At 68.7% G+C, this 18,204-nt stretch carries 17 protein-coding genes and 1 pseudogene; 8 read left to right on the plus strand and 10 right to left on the minus strand.

The features are described from left to right. Positions 1-22: 22 nt before the first annotated feature. From ACTRO_RS51320 to ACTRO_RS42900, 4 genes and pseudogenes are all read right to left on the minus strand, one after another. Positions 23-760, minus strand: a pseudogene (locus tag ACTRO_RS51320) (GvpL/GvpF family gas vesicle protein); the annotation flags it as partial. Next, a complete protein-coding gene (gvpJ, locus tag ACTRO_RS06690) occupies positions 714-1,181 on the minus strand; it encodes a gas vesicle protein GvpJ (protein ID WP_051450414.1) in 468 nt (155 codons plus the stop codon). The pseudogene ACTRO_RS51320 and the gene gvpJ, both read right to left, overlap by 47 nt. Positions 1,182-1,251: 70 nt before the next feature. Then, positions 1,252-1,389 (minus strand): gas vesicle protein GvpO, encoded by a 138-nt coding sequence (gvpO, locus tag ACTRO_RS51325; RefSeq protein ID WP_281177841.1) that lies wholly within the window; start codon positions 1,387-1,389, stop codon positions 1,252-1,254. Positions 1,390-2,428: 1,039 nt separating this feature from the next. After that, positions 2,429-3,328, minus strand: coding sequence for an FAD-dependent oxidoreductase (locus ACTRO_RS42900; protein WP_051450415.1), 900 nt, complete (start codon positions 3,326-3,328; stop codon positions 2,429-2,431). A 348-nt stretch (positions 3,329-3,676) separates the two neighbouring features. Between ACTRO_RS42900 and ACTRO_RS06705 the strand changes: the two genes are divergently transcribed. Further along, positions 3,677-4,930: a SpoIIE family protein phosphatase gene (locus ACTRO_RS06705; protein WP_034262032.1), complete on the plus strand. Its 1,254-nt coding sequence runs from the start codon at positions 3,677-3,679 to the stop codon at positions 4,928-4,930. A gap of 83 nt (positions 4,931-5,013) precedes the next feature. Here ACTRO_RS06705 and ACTRO_RS47995 read toward each other — a convergent pair whose 3' ends face one another. Both ACTRO_RS47995 and ACTRO_RS06710 read right to left on the minus strand, forming a co-directional pair. Next, positions 5,014-5,181 carry a hypothetical protein gene (locus tag ACTRO_RS47995; RefSeq protein ID WP_169739832.1) on the minus strand — a complete coding sequence of 56 codons (168 nt, stop codon included), beginning with the start codon at positions 5,179-5,181 and terminating at the stop codon, positions 5,014-5,016. A 29-nt stretch (positions 5,182-5,210) separates the two neighbouring features. Further along, entirely contained in the window at positions 5,211-5,567 is a 357-nt protein-coding gene (locus ACTRO_RS06710; RefSeq protein ID WP_034262034.1) for a PRC-barrel domain-containing protein, read from the minus strand. A 318-nt stretch (positions 5,568-5,885) separates the two neighbouring features. Here ACTRO_RS06710 and ACTRO_RS50800 point away from each other — a divergent pair, with 318 nt between their 5' ends. The 7 genes from ACTRO_RS50800 to ACTRO_RS06750 all read left to right on the plus strand — a co-directional run bounded on the left by ACTRO_RS50800 (position 5,886) and on the right by ACTRO_RS06750 (position 11,845). After that, complete coding sequence (locus ACTRO_RS50800) at positions 5,886-6,464, plus strand: ANTAR domain-containing protein (protein ID WP_342673750.1); 579 nt, start codon at positions 5,886-5,888, stop codon at positions 6,462-6,464. A 575-nt stretch (positions 6,465-7,039) separates the two neighbouring features. Then, positions 7,040-7,582, plus strand: coding sequence for a hypothetical protein (locus ACTRO_RS06725; protein ID WP_034262037.1), 543 nt, complete (start codon positions 7,040-7,042; stop codon positions 7,580-7,582). A 10-nt stretch (positions 7,583-7,592) separates the two neighbouring features. Continuing rightward, entirely contained in the window at positions 7,593-8,102 is a 510-nt protein-coding gene (locus tag ACTRO_RS06730; protein ID WP_051450417.1) for a hypothetical protein, read from the plus strand. A gap of 129 nt (positions 8,103-8,231) precedes the next feature. Continuing rightward, a complete protein-coding gene (locus ACTRO_RS46920; RefSeq protein WP_169739833.1) occupies positions 8,232-8,465 on the plus strand; it encodes a transposase in 234 nt (77 codons plus the stop codon). Positions 8,466-9,481: 1,016 nt separating this feature from the next. After that, positions 9,482-9,793, plus strand: a complete 312-nt coding sequence (locus tag ACTRO_RS06740; RefSeq protein WP_051450418.1) for a hypothetical protein — start codon at positions 9,482-9,484, stop codon at positions 9,791-9,793. A 350-nt stretch (positions 9,794-10,143) separates the two neighbouring features. Beyond that, positions 10,144-10,929 (plus strand): hypothetical protein, encoded by a 786-nt coding sequence (locus ACTRO_RS06745; protein WP_034262039.1) that lies wholly within the window; start codon positions 10,144-10,146, stop codon positions 10,927-10,929. Between the two features lie 64 nt (positions 10,930-10,993). Further along, entirely contained in the window at positions 10,994-11,845 is an 852-nt protein-coding gene (locus ACTRO_RS06750) for an SAM-dependent methyltransferase (RefSeq protein WP_169739834.1), read from the plus strand. Here ACTRO_RS06750 and ACTRO_RS06755 read toward each other — a convergent pair. The 4 genes from ACTRO_RS06755 to ACTRO_RS06770 all read right to left on the minus strand — a co-directional run bounded on the left by ACTRO_RS06755 (position 11,834) and on the right by ACTRO_RS06770 (position 18,160). Continuing rightward, a complete protein-coding gene (locus ACTRO_RS06755) occupies positions 11,834-12,139 on the minus strand; it encodes a YciI family protein (protein WP_034262040.1) in 306 nt (101 codons plus the stop codon). The genes ACTRO_RS06750 and ACTRO_RS06755 overlap by 12 nt on opposite strands. Positions 12,140-12,210: 71 nt before the next feature. Beyond that, positions 12,211-13,005 (minus strand): pentapeptide repeat-containing protein, encoded by a 795-nt coding sequence (locus ACTRO_RS42910; protein WP_051450420.1) that lies wholly within the window; start codon positions 13,003-13,005, stop codon positions 12,211-12,213. Further along, positions 13,005-16,577: an nSTAND1 domain-containing NTPase gene (locus ACTRO_RS42915; protein WP_051450421.1), complete on the minus strand. Its 3,573-nt coding sequence runs from the start codon at positions 16,575-16,577 to the stop codon at positions 13,005-13,007. Before ACTRO_RS42915 ends, ACTRO_RS42910 begins: the two co-directional genes overlap by 1 nt. Beyond that, on the minus strand, positions 16,574-18,160 hold the full coding sequence (locus ACTRO_RS06770) for a carbamoyltransferase C-terminal domain-containing protein (protein WP_051450422.1): 1,587 nt from the start codon (positions 18,158-18,160) through the stop codon (positions 16,574-16,576). Before ACTRO_RS06770 ends, ACTRO_RS42915 begins: the two co-directional genes overlap by 4 nt. Positions 18,161-18,204: the final 44 nt, after the last annotated feature.

The following is an 18,204-nucleotide window of genomic DNA, read 5'->3' on the forward strand; positions in this document are numbered from 1 at the left end:
CAGGTCGCGAGCAGAAGCTGTAGCAGGGCAACGGGCCGGTCAGGCGCAACAGGGCGCGGTTTCGGGCCTCGACGGCGAGTTTCGCCACCGCTTCGCGCGCGGCTTCGACCTGATCCGTGTCGATCAGGAAGCTGATGTTGGCCACGTACCCCTCCGCCTCGGGGCCGGCCGCGGTCTCCTCGGCCAGCGCGGCGAGCCGTCGCGACGCCTCCTGCGCCACCGCCTCGGCGCGTTGCCGCAGACCCTCGGCGACGGCCTCGCCCAGCCGGATCCGCGCGGTGTACTCGGCCTCGCACCCGGTCTGCGCGCGCAGGCCGCGAATCCTCGGGCTTTCGCGGACCAGGTCCGGCAGGCCGCCTTCCGCCACGGCGATCTTGAGATTCATCTCCGTCCTGCCCGTGACCCGTTCGAGCGCGACGAGATTCGCCTCGGTATCGCGTTGGTGCGTCGCGCGCAGGGCCTGCTCGTCCTCGGCGATCATGCCGAAGCAGGCGGGGAGCACCGGGGCCGATCGGCCGATCTCGGCCAGCACGTCCTGATGGGCCATCACGTCGCGCCGCCGCGCCCGTACCAGCGCCGGCGCCTCGCCGACCACCGCGGCGGTCGCCCCGGCCGAGACCAGGCGCACGGGCGCGGGCGGGGTGCCGACGCCGCAGAGGCCGGGCGGCACCGACGCCTCGCTCGTGGTGATTCCGTAGACGAGAGACGCACGCTCACCCCTCCTCGCTCTCGACGCGGCGCCGCGCGCGCGACCGGCCACGACCCTCGCCGTCCTCGTCGCGCCCGCGTGACGCGTACTCCTTCTCCCGCCCGTCGTGGCCGGTCACCGCGTCCCTGAAGCCCTTGGCCCTCTCCCCCACCGCGCTCAGCGCCTTCTTGCCGCCCTTCTTCCCGATCGCCGTCGCGGCGCTGCCGGACAGCCCGCCGAACAGCTCCGGGACGGTGCGGCTGGTCGAGTCGTGCTCGAGGTCCAGCCGGTTGCACACCTCGGCGAAACGCAGGTACGTGTCGACGCTCGCCACCACGATGCGGGCGTCGATCTTGATGATCTCGATGCCCACCAGCGATATTCGGACGAACGCGTCGATGACGATGCCGCGGTCCAAGATCAGCTCCAGCACGTCGTACAGCGTGCCGGCGCGACGGGTGTAGGGAACGAACTCACTGGTCAGGACGGTCATGGGAGACAACTCCTCGGGTCTCGGACGAACGCGGCCGGGCGGGTTGCGGCGGGCGGGAGAAGCCGCGCGCTCAGGAGTCGGCCGAGCCCCGATGGTACCTTCGCAGCCTGCGATAGCCGACCAGGTCGCCGCCCTCGTCGAGGTCGACCTCATAGGTGGCCATCAGGCTCATGGTGTCCGGGATCCGGGCCACCTCCACCACATCCACGCACCCCGCCAGTTCTTGTCCTCGGCCCGCCCCACCTCGGAGCTGCCCTCGGCGGGATGGCCGATGAGCCGGGTCAGGCTCGAGGCGGCACGGCGGGCGGCGTCCTCCGCGCCGGTGATGCGCGTGGCGCGCTGCCGGACCTGCGGCCGGGTGGCGGAACGCTGAGACCGGGACGAGGTCGACCTGGCCGGCTGCAACCGGGAGGACTTCGACCTGGGCGGCTGGGACCTGGACGAGGGCGACCCGGATGACTTGGCTTCCATGGGCTAAAGTCTTTGCGCGCCCGCCAGGCGACGCATCTCAAGCTGAGCCGTTAGAGGCAGGACCGACCGGCTCGGCCTGTGCCGGGAGGGAAACCGGCGCACCCGGACGTCTTCGCCGCCACCATGAATGCTCTGATTCAGCCGGGCGGACGCGGCACCGCGGACAGGGTTCCGCGATGGCATGACGCGGCCTACACGAGCCCTTCGCGCGCCGCGACGGAAGCGCGGGCGGCGACGGACCGCGGGTCGCCGGAGTCCGCCCGGTCGAAGCGGACGAAGACTCGAGGAGGAAGTCCGTTCGGCGCTTTGGGTGTGCTCGGGGACGGGATGGCGCCAGTGCACCGCGACCAGGTGGCCGCCCTGGCCGAGGGGGCCGGTGGCGGTGCGCGCGGTCCGGGTGAGGTCGTCCGTGCCGAGGTAGTAGAGCATCTCGGAGAGCACGATCAGGTCGAACGAACCCTCGGGCCACTGCCCGGGCACGGTGCCGAGTCGGGCGCTCGGGCGCGGGTGGCGCTCGAGCCGGGCGGCGGCCTGCCGGACCGCGGCCGTTTCGCGGCCCCAGGAGACCAGTCGTCGCAGCGTTCTGCGAGATATCCGCTGAGCACACCGACCGAACAGCCCGGTTCGAACGCGCGGCGGTATCGGGCCGCCGGCAGAGCCGCCAGCGTCAGGGAGTACTTGCGCTGCTCGTACCAGCGCTCGGCCAGCCGCCACGGGCGTCGTCCGCGCGGTACATGGCGCGAAGTACTCGCTCGGCACGCCCATGCTCGCCAGGGTCATGTCAGGACCACCTCGAAGTCGCGTCGGAAGTGCTCGAGGTCGCCTGCGGCGAGGATCGCCGCGTCCTCGGGGCCGGGGCCGAGCGGAGCAATCTGGCTTTCGTGGCAGTCGATCGCCCTGTTCTTCAGAGCCACCGTCTCGGCGGGCAGATCGATGCGCGAAGCCCGCTGCCACCGGACACGCGGGTCGCCGGGAAGGGCCCGATGCCACATCCACACCGGGTACTGCCACACCGGCACCCCGAGCTGCGCCCCGACGGCCACCGCCGCCCGCCCGACACTCTCGTGGTCCGGGCGCATATCGAAGCTCCGCGGGGCCACGCACACGTCCGCTTCGGTCCCGGCGATCAGCCGCCTGACCGCGTCGGCCAGTTCGCCCGGGCGCACGCTCAGGCCGCCGTCCGGCAGGCCGAGCCGCTCGATGCGGCTCTTCTCGAGCCCCAACGCGGCGAGCGACGCGGACCGAAGGCCGAACTGCCGGGCGATTCGGGCAGTAGGCCCGCGTGCGGCGCGCACCCGGCCAGCAGCAGCCCAGGCCTCGGCGTCCGCAGCGCCGGCGTCCTGCTCCATACCGGCAACAGTCTCCTGCTGTCCGCGGCGTAGCACGACGCAGCGCCCGTCCCGCATCGGGTGCGCCAGCACGACGGGCGCGTGGCTCCAGCGCAGTCCGAAGCGTTCCAGCTCCAGCGCGCGCATCGCGGGCGAGGCGGCCGCAAGGTGATGGAAGGAGCAGAACAGGTCGCTGATGAACGCGGGATCCACACCGCGGTCGCTGCGCACCGCCCCGCCGGGTTCCTCCTGTGCCTCCAGCACCTCGACCTGCCAGCCCGCATCGGCCAGCACGTTGGCGGCCACCAGACCGTTCGGGCCGGCACCGGCCACGATCGCGTCTGCCATGGATCCGATCCCTGCTTCCGGTGTCCGCTCGACGGCTCCAGGCCCATCGAAGCCCCGCTCCACACGCCCGACAACGCTTCCGCGCCGTGCAGGTGACGGCTTCGCCGCGTTCAGGCCGCCACGGCCCACTCGCGCGAGGGCGACGAGCTTCGTCCAGCGGACCTGCAGCGGCGCGGATAAAGTGGTCCTGACTCAGCGTGACGTCAGACGGCGCAGCGGATCCTTCGAAGACAGCAGAGAACAAGCGCGCGAACGTCAGGGACAGGAGGCATCGCCGTGGGCGCAGGACGGCCGGACGCCGCGCATGCCGCCGAGCCGTCCGAGGACGGGAACCAACCGGGTGGGGCTATGAGCCTGTCCGGGCTTCTGACGGCGGCGGAGGCGGCGCCTCCCGTGGAATCGCTCGACGTGGTCGCGCGCATGCTCAAGGACCGCTTCGGGGCCGTGTCGGTGTCGTTCTTGATCTCCGACTTCTCCGGCCGTTCGGTCGTGCGGCTCGGGGCGGCGGGAAGCGTCGTGACCAGCGAGCCGGCCTCGCGCATCGCCGTGTCGGGCACGGTGTACGAAGAGGTGATCCGCACTCAGCGGCCCAAGGTCGAGGATGACGGAGCGGGTGCATCGCGGATCCTCGCGCCGGTGACCAACCGTGGGGATGCGATCGGTCTGTTGGAGCTGTTCCTGCCCGCGGGCCCGGGCCCGGGCCCGGAGATGATGCGCGGGATCAGTGAGGCCGCACACGCACTGGCGTACATCGTGATCGCGAACCGGCCCTTCACCGACGTCTACCAGTGGGGCCGGCGCACCGTCCCGCTGAACCTCGCCGCGGAGATCCAGCACCGGCTCCTGCCCGAGTCGCTGGCGTGCGAGGCGGCGCAGTTCGCGCTCGCCGGGGCGCTGGAACCCGCCGACCACGTCGGGGGCGACACCTTCGACTACGTCGTCGACCGCGAGACCGTCGAGCTGTCGGTGACCGACGCCATGGGCCACGACGTGAACGCCGCGCTGCTGGCCACGGTGGCGATCGGCGCCCTGCGCCGGGTGCGGCGGGCGGGCGCCGATCTGGCCGAACAGGCCCGCGAGGCCGATCAGACCGTGCGGGATCACGGCGACCGGGGTTACGTCACCGGCCAACTGCTGCGGGTGAACCTGTTCGACGGCCGGACCGAGTTCGTCAACGCCGGACACCCCTGGCCGCTGCGGATGCGTGACGGGCAGGTCCGACAGCTCGTCCCGGAGATCGATCTGCCCTTCGGCCTCAGCATCCGAGACGCCAGTCCCCACGCTTACCGGGTGCAGGAGCTGGACCTGCGGCCGGGCGACCGGCTGGTGATGTTGACGGACGGCATGCTCGAGCGCAACGCCAAGGAGATCGATCTGCCGGACCTGATCGTGCGCACCCGCGCACTGCATCCCCGCGAAGCCGCCCGCAGCCTGATCGGGGCGATCGTCGAGGCCAGCCACGGCCATCTGCTGGACGACGCCACCGTCATGTGCCTGGACTGGCGGGGATTCGCGCACTCCCGGCACGACGCCGCCACCGGCGCCGACCTCACCGACGCCTCACGACCGTCGGACGAGGCGGAATCCACTGTCGGGCGATGACTCGGAGCCGGAGGCGTGGAAGGCGGGGGATCCCGCCCGAGACCAACACTTTCGGCACCGGCGCTCGGCGTCCGGGCGGCCGGCTACCGCTGCGGTCGCCGCCCGGAGCGCCTCCAGCGCCACCCGCTGTACACCAGGTCGGCGGCGAACAGAACGGCTCCGATCACGAGCAGGTAGAGCAGTCCGTGCGCGACGACGCCGATGATGCCGAGCGCGACCGCGACGATGATCACGAGCAGAAACAAGACCATGGAGGGCGCCTCCTGATGCGGCTGGATGGTCAGCGGCGGGCGAGTTGCCGCTCGCCGGCGGCGCCGGGCTGGTAGGCCAGGCCGTAGTGCTGGAAGATCGCCGCCTCGTCCGCAGCAGGCAGCACGTTGTCGACGCCCATGGCGGGGCAGCCCTTGACCAGCGACTTGGCGTAGTTCACCCTCACGTAGCCCGGCCCGACGATCGCGCCGTCCAGCGGGACGAAGACTAGGCGGTGGCGCGTGGGCAGGCCTACTTCGACGGTGGCCATGGCCGGCTCGTCGGTGGCGGTGTCGACGTAGACCGACTCGAGAACGCCGACCTTGCGCCCCCCGGAATCGAGCACGTCGTGCGTGCGCCACTCGCGAATATCCGCCGCCTCGATCACTGTGTGCCTTCCTTCGCCGAAGTCGCGGTGGTGGCGCCGATGCGCTTCAGCGGCGCGTTCCCTCCCGCACGTCCCGGGTACCCGGCCGGCCTCGGTGCATGCAGTGAGTGAGCAGGGCAGTGCGCAGCAGGCTTCCTGCCCGTCGGCCGGGCCTGGCGCAGGACTGGCGGCGTCCGGCGCGCGGTCTTCGCGTCGCCGCTGCGCATCGGAGCGATCAGTGTCGTGACGCTGCTGGTCCACCACAACGCTCCCGGATCCTTGCGCGACGGGCAACTGGTCGACGCCCTGACGTTGGCCTAGACCCTCACCGCCCTGCTGCTGAGCCGGGGAACGGACGAGGCGACGCGCGCGTTCGCCGAGGGCGAAGAGCGCTGGCCGCGATTCGCCGAAGCCGCCGGCGCCCTCGCGTTCGTCTCCGTCCACGCCCTGCCGCTACGACTGCGCGAGCGGGTCATCGGAGCCCTGAACCTGTTCTGCTCCAGCCCCGAACCCCTCGGCGAGGAAGACGTACGCGTCGGCCAGGCCCTGGCGGACGTGGCCACCATCGGGATCCTGGCCCAGCGCAGCCGCGAGCAGGCCGACCTGGTCACCACCCAGCTGCAGACCGCCCTCAACAGCCGCATCTCCATCGAACAGGCGAAAGGGGTGATCGCGGAGCGCCACCGGATCAAACTCGACGAGGCGTTCACGATCCTGCGCCGCCACGCGCGCGACAACAACCTGCGCATGTCCGACCTCGCCCGGGACGTGGCCAACGGCTCCCCACTGCCGACGAGAGACGAAACCCTCGCCGCACGCGCCGTCGACCACCCTGAAACCAGCCCCGCCCCTGACCTGTGGCCGGTTCACCCGCCGGATCACAGCCGGGTGATCCGAGCGACGCGAACGTCCGGTTGACTCGCCAGGCTGTTCGGCCGTGACGCCCACGCCGCGCGAACGCCTCGGTGCCGTCCTCGACCGACAGGACCGTTAGCGCTGCGACGCCACCGCCCAACTGTTCGGCCCCGCCGCGCCCCCGACGACTGGTCGATCCCCGTGCCGGCCGGCTGCGGCTGCGAGCTGTGCGCGCTAGACGCGTTTCTCGCGGACCGGGAACAGCAGGTGCTGGAGTGGCCGATCGTCACCGCCTCACGTTCCCGCATCCACAACCGCATCGACTCGGCCGAAGTGCCGGTCAGCCACGTCACCCGACACCAGGCGCCCGTACACACTCGTACTGACCAAACGGGACATGCTCTTCACCGCGAACTGGAAGAGCGCGAGCGCGACGGAGGCGACCTGACCGCGGTCGGGCACACCGGTAATCGACCGGACCCGGTTCCGCCGATTGACTGTTCGACGTCGGACCAACGCTCTCCCGCAGTCCGGCCTCGTTGAAGGGATTTACGTCAGAATTCTTGAGGGGTTCTCGGCCCTTCCCGGTAAAGAGGCCGGAACGGGGCACACGGACAGCCTCAGCTCAGAAGGGCATCATGACTATCCTCTTCACCCTCGTCATTGTCGTCGTGCTCGTCGTCGCCGCCGCCGGATGGGCTTGGTACGGCAAGCGCAACCTGCACGTGAGGGTCGGTCCCGAACTCGCCGCCGCGGTCCGGAACTATGACAGAAGGCAGCAGGTCAACCAGGGACTGCGACGGCGTAGGAAGCAGCACGATGCCCTGCGGTTGAAGACCGTGAATGCGACGGATCGAGCATATTACGCCACGGCGTGGAACGAGGTGCGCAGCGATTTCCTCGACGATCCCCCGCTTGCCCTCAACGGCGCGGAGAGGCTGATCGGGAACGTGCTCACCACCAGGGGATATCCCGGCGGAGACCGGCAGGAGCAGTTCACCCTGCTCTCCGACGAGCACGCGGATTCGCTCACCGGCTTCCGGGCCGCACAGCAGACGAGCCGTCGCGCGGTCGAGGACCCGGCAACCATCCCCGCCGAAGATCTGCGTCGCGCGCTGAGGTCCTACCTCACCCTGTTCGACGAGCTGATCGCGGACCCGGGCACGAAGACGTACTCCTGATCGAACCGCGATGCGCGCGGGGGCGGACTGCATCGATGAGACGGACCTGCTGCGCGTCGGCGGGCTGGAGCGGATCTTCTGCGGGATCTACGCGCCCTCCACGCTCGGCGTCTTCCTACGCGCCTTCACCCACGGGCACGTGCGGCAACTACAGGCCGCCGCCCGCCGGTTCACCCCGAACCTGATCGGGCACGCCGGACTGGTCCCGCTCGCCGAGCCGATTGTCTACCTGGACGTGGACTCGAAGGTCAAGCAGGTCTACGGCCCGGCGAAGCAGGGCGCCTCGTTCGGGTACACCCACGTGCGCGGCCTGCACTTCCAGGTCGTGGCCCCCTCCACGCCCGTCTCGCGCCCAGTGATCGTGGCCACCCGGCTGCGCAAGGCATCGGCGGCCTCGGGCGAGGGCGCGGCCTCCCTGACCGCTGATCGTTCGGCGCGTCAAGCGGCTGAACCCGAAGACCGTGCCCGAAGGCCAGGGCAAGTTGTTCGCGGCCTACAGCCACCACGCGTTCCTGACTGACAGCCCCAGATCATCACCCAGGCCGAGCCGAACCACAGGAAGCACGCAGTGATCGAGCAGGGTCTTCTCCGACCTCGAAAGCGGCCCGCTCGGCCATGTGCCCTCCGGGCGCTTCCAGGCCAACGCCGCGTGGCTGGCCCTCGCCGCGATCTCCTACACCTCACCCGCGCCGCCGACACCCTCGCCGACCGCCACCACGCCAAGGCCACCGGATCAACCATCCGCCGCAACCTGGTCAACATCCCGGCCAGAATCGTCACCAGCGCCCGCCGCACCCGCCTCCACCTGCCCGAACACTGGCCCTGGTCCCCAGGATTCCTCACCCTGTGGATACGCACCGGCCACCAGCCGGTCCCAACCTGACCACCGGCATCCGCCCCCGCCCACCCGCAACCCGAGAAGCCCTGGAGACCCCGCTCGGACGGCCACCCGGCAATCACTCCTGTCCGAAAAACCCCAGGCCGGGAGTGCGGACGCTGGGGCACGGAGGCGGCACCGAGTCATCCAGGAAGCGGTACCTGACAGGACATCAGAGAAAGGCGACCGCTGTGAGAAGAGTTCAACGCGCCGACCAACCCCAAGGGGAGCGTCATGGGGAGCCGAATCGGGGAGCGCGCTCCCCCACAAATGCGCTGAACTGCGCGTAATTGCAGGGCTTGCGAGTCATCAGAATTGGGTAAATGCAGGCCAGTGACATCTTCATGGAGATCTCTTCGGGAGAGTATACGGTGATTTCCGTATTCACACGGAAGAGGTCACTGGTTCGATCCCAGTATCGCCCACCAGCATTCGTGCACGTCAAAAGGTCAAGTAGTTGATACCTATATCAACTACTTGACCTATTTTCGTGCCCGCTCCATCGTTTTTGGCGCAGCCGTGGAGCGGGCCAGGGAATAGGTCAGACGAAGACAACCCCAACGCCTACAGATAGTGGCCCACAGCGACCAACGCCGATGACCGCGGCGCCCATGCTGAGCTATTCCTTTCCGCGCGCTCCACGCCCGGTGGAGCAAGGGGTGCTCCGATGGCCTTGCTCGAGGCTCGCCGAAGCGTGAAGGGGACCGACTTTCAGCACCCTAAATGCCAAAGCATGAATGACTATGCATGGCATTTTGAACCGCGGTCTGCCCGGCGGTCGCGGCTTACGCCATTTGCCCGCGACTATTCTGCGGTGCCAGCGAAGCAACGTACCCGGTGTCACGATCCGAGCAGTGCCCGCGCCTGCGGACAAGGAACGGATCCCAGAGCTCGAGCACAGATAAGCGGCTACCGTCTCCCACCCCTACTCGCACGGCTCTCGATCGACGTGGCCAAACGGCGGCTTTGGGCCGCGCCATGCGGTCGTCGGCGTGCGCGGGCACACCCGGCACACCAATGGCATGTTCGAGGACATCACCGAGGCCGCGCTCGCAGCACGCAACGACCCCGTGAATGGGCACCTGAACTGGTGCGTGCCGCCGATCGATTGGGGCTGCGCCATCATGACGCTGGTCGACGGCCGCAACCCAGCCGGGCCGCTGTGGGGATGGGACCCGAACGGCTGCTGCCTCGACCATGCGCTGTTTCCCCTGGACCAGACGCTTGCCGAGATGCTGGAGGAGGCATTGGTCTCCGAGTACCCCGAACCGCTCTACGGCGGCTACGCCGCCAGCGTGCGAGCCGCCGAACCCGCCTGCGTTCCGCTCAAATGACACAAGGGTCGGGTCAAGCTCCCACGCAGCATGGTGGCCGACCGGCAGCTTCGGTACCCGTGCGTCGTATGCGGGCGCCGGTCACGACCACACCCGCAGAGCGCGCGGCGCGCTTTGGGGGCGCCTCGGACCGCACCCGGAGCTACCGGAGACGCTGCAAGCCATGCGGGCGCTTCAGCGCTCGCGCTCGCGACCCGGACCACGGCGTGCAGAGGGTACTGGTCTGCGTCAACGGTACGATGGCCGCACGCCGGTCAACCCCAGGGCCAGGCCGGAAGGCACTGACGCGGAACCCGGCCACCGGGGACGAGAGACACCCGGGCCAGTACGGCCTGACGGAAGAGGGAATAATGATCGAGGCAGTCGCGCGGGACGCGGCTGAGATGCGCAGTGAGCTGACCCGCTACCTGCGCGCCTACGCCCCCGCCCGCTGGTCCCAGATGATCCGCACCGGGGTGGAGTTCACCATCCCGGAGGCCTGGAGCATCCTCTCGCCCTCCAAGATGGCCGCGAACCTCGTGCGCGCCGAACGTGACCGGATCGAAGGCACCCCGTTCTACGCGCTCGACCCCGAGGTCTCCGCCGCCGCGATCCAGGCAGGGGTGGCCGGAATCATCCTGACTCCTGACGCCCTGCCCGCACCCAGCGGATCGATCTACTTCCACCACCCGGTCGCCGAGCCCGGACCCCATCGCGCCGGTCCGGCCCGCATCGTGACCTGGGGCGCTCCCCCACCGTCGATGGGACTGCCCGGCCTGTGGCTGACCTGGTACGCGGACCTGCGCGAGAGCAAGGACCCGGCTGTTGCTGCGATGCAGCCGGACGCGCGCATCGTGCTGGACCAGGAGAACTTCCTGCGCTTCCTGCCCGCCATCGACGACAGGCTGATCCCGGGCGAGCCGCCCGCCACCGAGACCGCCCGGATCCTGCGCACGGTGCTGCTCGCCCTTTTCGCCATCAAAGACGGGCTGCTCCCAACCCGCGAGATCAACGCCCCGCCCGCCGGCAACGAGGGCTGCATTGTCCACGTGGCGAGCGCGCCGGGCGAGGACCCGTCAGAGCTGCCCCGCGCGATGGTCCGCGCTGCCACCCGACACAGCGAGGAAGCGCTGCGCCTCGTCCTGGGCGAGGAGTGACACAAACCCCGGGCGTGGCGCACACCTCGTGGTCGTATTGCGCTCAGTTCGCTACGTTATGTGTATGCGAAAGTCCTTGGACCCGTTGGCGCGCACTGCGTTGTGGACGGCTTCCATGCGTGCCCGGGAACACGCGCGTGCGGACCGATTGTTCGAGGAGCCGCTTGCGGCGTTGTTGGCAGGGCTCGAAGGTCCACAGATCATGCGGGGATTCGAGGGCGAAGTGCAGCGGGGAGTCGAGGATCCCGCACTCGCAGTGCGCACTCGGTTCCTCGACGATCAGATGCATCACGCTGCCGAGGCGGACGACATCCGGCAATTTGTGCTCGTGGCGGCTGGCATGGACACGCGCGCATTCCGGATGGCGTGGCGGGAAGAAACGGTGTTCTATGAGTTGGACCGCGCCGCGTTGCTGAGGTTGAAGCAGTCACTGCTGGACGACGCGGGGACTGCGTGCCTCTACGCACGGCGCACCGTAGGCGTAGATCTGACACGCGATTGGATGTCCCCGCTTCTGGCCGCGGGGTTCAAGCCAGGGAGACCGACCGCCTGGTTGGTTGAGGGGTTGCTCTATTTCTTGACTGCACAGCAGCGCGACGCCCTGCTCGCTGAGATCACGCACCTGTCCACCACGGGGAGCGTGCTGCTGGCTGATTATGTCAGTCAGACCTCTCTGGACAGCCCGGGCATGCGGGCGTGGCTGGTGAAGATGGCGGACAGCGGCCATGCGTGGCAGTCCGGGTGTGACGAACCGGAAGTACTGCTCGGTCGACTCGGCTGGGAGGCGCTGGTGACCGAGTACGGTGCGCCGGAGGCGGATTTCGGCCGGTGGGACGCCGCGGTGGTAGAGCCGGGCGTCCCGGGTACGCGGGGGCGCTATCTGGTTGTGGCCCGCTTCGGATCGTTACAGGTGTAGGCCGATGAAGGACGGGCCGACCCGGAACGGTCGAATATCGATCTTCTCCCATACCTTGCCGGTAACGTAGGGCTCTACCTTGAGCCACGCGTCGAGTTCGTCACGGCTAGGGAAATCGAGAATGAGCACAGAGGCGGTCATGTTCCCGTGATCGTCAAGAATGGCGCCGCCGTAGAGCATGTGGCCCGCATCGCGCAGCTGGTCGCCGAGGGCAATGTGCTGCTCGCGTACGGCCAGCCGCCGGTTGAGCGCGTCGGGATCGGTGCCGTCGTAGCCGGCGAGCATGAACTGCATTCGCGTGTTCCTTACGGGTCGGTGCGGGATCGGGGTCGCATCCGCGAGCGTGTCATGAGTGCGGCCGGAGATTAGGAGTCGCGGCCGGTCAAAGCTGGGTTCTCACCCTCGGGAGTGAGGGTGGGAGGTGTGAAGCCTTCCGGCCAGACGGTCTCGGCGTCCCAGCGGACGTGTGTCAGGATGGCGCGGTCGAGGCGAGCGGCGGTCAGCCGTGCTCCGCGCAGGTCTGCGCCGGTCAGGTCGGCGTCGGAGAGGTCTGCTTCGGTGAGGTCGGCGCCGGCGAGGATGGCGTCGGTGAATCTGGCAAGAGCGGCGTCCACGCGGTGTAGGCCGGCGGCGGTAAGGCGTGCGCCGGTGAGGTCGGCCATTTCGATGTTGGCGCGCTCCAAGGCGGCGCCGGCGAGGTTCGCCTGTGTGAGGGTCGCGCCGGAGAGGTTAGCGCGGGCTAGGTTGGCTCCGGCAAGGTTTACGCGGGTAAGTTTGGCGCGTTCCAGACGCGCGTCGGCCAGGTTCGCGCCGCTCAGTTGCGCATCGGTCACGGTGTCGTCGCGCAGCCAGCCATGAGCTTCCAGCTCCAGGACGGCGCGGGCGGTCAGTCCCGCGTCGGAGCTGCCCAGTTCCCGCACCAGCTGACGGCGCAGACGCTCGCGTTCGCGGCGTTCCGCGAGCCCGTCGATGAGCAGCACGGCGATGCCCATGTCGAACAGCTCGGAACCGATGTTGGAGTAGACGTCGTCGATAAGCCCGGTCCAGTGCCAGCCGTGCTGGTAGAGGTGTCCAGCGGCGATGACGGCCAGTCCTATCGTCATGACCAGCAGAGCGACGCGTGGGGCCGACCAGGGCTCGCGGCTGCGAGGTTCGGTCATCAGCCGCTCCAGGGCAGCGGGTTGGGTTTGTCCGGGGTCCAGGCGGGGTCGATCTCCGGGAGGGTCAGAGCGAGCCGGAACGTGATGTAGTAGTTGCGATTGGGCGGGATGTGGGCGTTGCGGCAAGCGGAACGGGCGTAGCGGGCTCCGAGGTTCCAGCAGCCGCCGCGCAATACCTTGCGATCGCCTGCGGGCGGACCGATCGGGTCGATGACCGGGTCGGCGCTGTAGGGGGCGTACCAGTCCAGGCACCATTCCCAGCACTGGCCGTGGATGTTGAACAGGCCAGTGGGGTTTGGGGGCAGCAGACCGGGTTCGTGTGTTTTCAGTCCTGAGTTGTCGGCGAACCATCCGTATCTGCCCAGTAGGGAGCGGTCGCTGCCGAAGCTGTATGCGGTCGTGGTGCCGGACCGGCATGCGTATTCCCATTCGGCCTCGGTCGGCAGCCGGAATCTGCCGATCTGCTCCGGTATTGCCTGCTCAGCCCCGGACATCCAAGCGCCGACCAGCGAGAGCACTTGGGGGGAGCCGAGGCCGTATTTCTCGTGCGCTTCTCGGCCTTCGACCCGGGCCTGGAGCCACAGGGCGAATGCGAATGCTTCGTCCCAGCTGGCCGCGACCACCGGTTCCGAGCCCAGCGGACTCCACTCGTCGATGTTCGGCAGGCCGGTGGCATTGGCCTGCTGCATGAAGGTTTCGAATTCGGCTCGGCAGACCTCGCGGCGGGCCAGGGCGAAGGAACGGGTGAGGGTGGTGGCCTGGCGGGGAGATTCGTAGTCGCTGCGTTCGGCCTCGTCCTCAGGCGAGCCCATGATGAAGCGGCCGGGGCGGTAGACCACGAAAGTCGTGCGTCGGCCCTCGACATCGACCGTGAACCAGCCGCGCCTGCCGGTCGGATCGTACGCCGCCCGGGTCGCGTCGTCGTCACGCAGCACCGGCTGGTCGCCCATTACCCACGCGGCCGCCGCGTGGACACCGGGATCGTCGTCTTCCTGCTCGAGCCGCGTGGCCGCAGCCACGGCCCGCTCATTGAGCTGCGGGGGAACCCCAGAGATCGGATAGTCACGGAGGCACAGGAGAAGGTGGTAGCGGGCGCGCGCGGTGCGCACCGCATCGAGCTGTTCCACCACGGTCTGCACTGGCACGCCGCGTGCGTGAGCCTGGCAAGCGAACTGGGTGCCCAACTCGGGATCGGCCGCCTCACCGAGCAGCGCATCAAGGTCGACGTCCTCGCCGAGCCGCAGCAGCGCGGCCAGGGCGGCACACCTGCGTCGCCCTGTCAGGACGCGTTGACGCTCGCTGGATGCGGATGCGGCGGGTTCGGCGGCGATGGCGCGGAATACCTGCACCGCGTTGGGCGTCACCACGGATCGCAGTGCGCTGAACGCCTGTTCCGCAGCCCCGATCGGTGCCGCAGCGGCCATACGGGCAAGGAAGTCTGGCCTGTCCGCAGCCAGGTCACGCACGATCGTCGCGATGGTCTCGTGGATCGCAGCCCTGTGCTCGCGGTCATCCGTATAGAGCGCGAAGAGCGGTTCGAGCAGGTGTGCACGCGCGGGCCGAAGTGCGTCGACATAGGTGCGCAAGTTCAGCTGGTTCTGGGCAATCAGCACGCTCGCGACCCGCGGCGCGATAGTGGCCCACCGAGCGTCGTGCGGGTCGAATCCGGCCAGCAGTACGGCTTCGCGCAGCAGCTCATCGCCGCCCGTGCCGCCGATCGCTGCGAGCGTCTGCTGCCAGAGCCGCTCGATGAGAGTGTCGGCTTCGGATCGCAGTGCGTTGCGTACCGGGATCAGGTCGTCCGGGCCGAGAAGAGCGAGTTCGTCGAGCAGCTGGTCGCCTTGGGCGCTGTCGTGGGGCAGCAGAGCGATGCGCAGTCGCCAGCGTTCCGCGGGCGTCGCACCCTCGAGCCGTTCCCGCAGCGACGCGCGCAGGGCCGGGTCCGCGTCGATGAATGCCTCAGCCTGTGTCGGGACGTCCGCAGGATGGATGGTCAGTAGCCGGTCGATCTGCTCGAGGGCGTTTCTACGTTGCTCGACCTGGTGCTGGCGGATGCTGCCGTCGAGATAGTCGAGCAGGTCCGGGGCGATCGATTCGCGTCCTTTGACGGCCGTCCATCGCATCGCCTCGTCCAGGATCGAGCCGCGCAGCAACGCCCCGTGCTTGTCGGCAGTCAGCCGCCATTCCTCGAACCAGCGCCGCACGCGCTGCTGCCAGAGCAGGAACTGCCGGTCCTCCACCAGCCACCCCGAGAGCCGATCCCAGCCTCGAATGATCGCCTCGTGAGCCAGTTCGACCGTAGCCGTGCCGTCCGCCGTCGTATCGGTGACGACGAGGCGGGCGTCGGCCAGGGCCTGCACCACGCTCTCGCAGCGCGGCAGACTGCGCAGCTCCGTCAACGGGGTGCGGCGGCGGGCGTCGTTGCCGTCCTGCTCGGGGCGGGCGACCTGTACCAGGCGAATGAGCAGCTGACGCGCGGTGTACTGCTGCTCGGCGGACAGGGACCGGTATACCTCCTCGGCGCGCGAGGTAATCGCTCCGGTCAATCTGCCGATCCGGTCGTATCCGTCGTGGGTGAGCGTCTTTCCCGTGCGTCTCTCCCACAACCGCGTGAGGGCGAACTCGAGCAGCGGCAGTGCGCCAGGCTCACTGCCGGCGTCGTCGAGAAGGCGTTCGGCCAATCCGTCGTCGAGTTTGAGGCCCGTGACTCGGGCTGGCTCGGTGATTGCCTGCGCCAGCTCCGTGCGGCTCATCGGCGGCAGGTGCACGATGTGGTCCTGCAGGGCGTCGGAGAAGCCGCGATGCGCGAGCACGTGTCCGTAGAAGTCTCCCCGGAACGTGACCAGGACTTTGACCTGAACAAGCGCGCCGCTGCGGGCGACTTTCACCAGGGCGTCGAGGAAGTCTGCGACGAGTGTGTCCTCGGCGCCGTGGGTGAACAATTCCTCGAACTGGTCGCCGACGATCAGCAGCGGACGGTGGCTTGATTCGGCTCTACGAGCGATCAGTGAGGCGAGGCGCGGGCGAGAGCCGGTAGACAGGGGGGAACCGGTCAGCGACCGGCCCAATGAGGCGAATGGATCACCTCCAGGCCGGAACGGAACGACCTCCCAAGGGCCGGTCCGGCGCAGGCGCGGGATGACGCCGGCGAACACCGCCGAGGACTTCCCGCTGCCGGACGCGCCGATGACTCCGACCAACGCTGTCTGCTCGAGTTTGCGCGTCACCAACCGCACTGCTCGGTCGCGGCCGTAATAGAGGGGACTGTCCCGCTCACGAAAGGCCAGCAGTCCCCGGTACGGACACACCGCGGCCTCCCGCACCGCCAGCGCTCCCCCACCCTGTTCCGGGCTATGCCGGTAAAGCAGCCACATCTGCTCGATCTCGGCCTTTTCCAAACGCACAGCGGCCGCGAATCCATCCAGGTACTGGGCGCTGGGGGCGCCCTCACCTCGCTCTACGCTGGTCACGACGGCCTCGTGGTACCCCATTCGCCGGGCCAGGTCGCGTTGGGACAGCCGCTCCTTGAGTCGCCACTGCCGCAGGGTCGCGCCCAGATCCTGCTCGGTCACTGTCCGATCGCCTGGCCTCGGCTCGTCGGGCTCCAGTAGACGATCCCGTCCAGCACGAAGCCGTCGATGCCACGCGTACGCACGTACTCCACCAGGTCACTGGTGCGGTTGATGAAGCCGCGGCCGTCGAAGTTCAACGAGGTGTTGCACAACACCCCGACCCCGGTGAGCCGCTCGAACTCGTCGAGCACACGACACAGGGGCTTGCTATCCGCCGGTGTGATCGTCTGTACGCGTGCCGTCCCGTCCGCGTGTATGACCGCACCCAGACGACGGTCGAGCACGCGTTGAAAGTACAGCATGTACGGGCTCGGCCCGACCCAATCGAAGTACTTTGCCACGTCCTGCTCTCGGCACACCGGCGCGATTGGGCGGTACGGCTCGCGGGACTTGATCGCGTTCAAGCGGTCGCGCGTCGCCTCCTCGAACGGCGCGGCCAGCAGGGAGCGGTGGCCCAGGGCGCGGGGGCCGATTTCGGCGCTGCCCTCCACCCATGCGATGACTGCGCCGCCGGCGAGACGTTCAGCCAGGTGCGCGGCATCCAGAGGCGCAGCCGCGAACTCTCCGGGCACCGGTGCATCACGGACGAACGGCGGTCCGCTGTACACACTCCAGGTCAGCTTCGCCTTCCCTGTCAATACAGACTGGGCGTCCACTGCCGTCCCGATCGCCGATCCGGAGTCGTTCGGCACCGGCGGCACGAACACATCCTCAAACAGGCCGCTCTCGCGCCACCGCGTGTTCCAGTCACAGTTGAGCCCGCATCCGCCCGCGATCAGCAGCGGATAGCCCTGGGTGAGCGCGCGCGTGGCGACCGCGTGGAACCTGGCGAAAATCTCCTCGGAGTGATGCGCCGCCAGGTTCTTCAGCGCCTGCTCCTCGACGCCGATGTCGTAGAACGGACTGTCGGCCATATCCGTCTTCGAGGTGGTCAGCAGAATGGAGCGGCGCGAGAGGACGAAGTCGATTAGTTCCCGCTCAGCAGCCGTGCACGCAGAGCCATCGGCGTATCCGGCCAGCGCCATGAGTTTGCCCGCGTTGGAGAACCGGAAGCCGCCGCGCTCGGTACTGGTGGCGGGGTCGGCCAGCGCGAAGACGAACTGGTACTTATTACCCGGGTCCTCCATCACCTCCGCGATCCGCACAACCTCAAGCTCAGGCGAGATCTCATAGAAGGAGCCGATGTTGCCCTCCCACACCAGCGCATAGCACGGCTGCCCTTGCGGAAACGGCGACATCCCGTAGGTGGAGAGCAGATGTGAACGCTCGTGCGTGGATGAGAAGAACTGCACCGGTTTGCCGAACAGCCGCCGTTCGGCCAGCTGGATGCCGACGTCGTCCCAGCCGAAATAGCCCGCACCAAGCGGCCGCTCGGCCGAGTGGAATCCCTTAACCCAGCCGCTCAGGCACACGACGTCCGGAATGTCCTCGGCCATCGACAGCGCCTCCAGGAGCAGACTCGGTGTCGCTTCCGAATAGCGGGGGAACGAGTCCTTCTCGGCCTCGACCGAGAAAACCAGCTCACCATCCTCGATCAGGGCGACCGTGCCGTCGTGACCGGGCTTGAACGACAAGATCCGCACGATCGGTCCCCTAGCGCGCAGCCTCAGCACCCTGAGTTCTCCCA

It is taken from the genome of Actinospica robiniae DSM 44927 (genome assembly GCF_000504285.1).
GTDB classification, from domain to species: domain Bacteria; phylum Actinomycetota; class Actinomycetes; order Streptomycetales; family Catenulisporaceae; genus Actinospica; species Actinospica robiniae.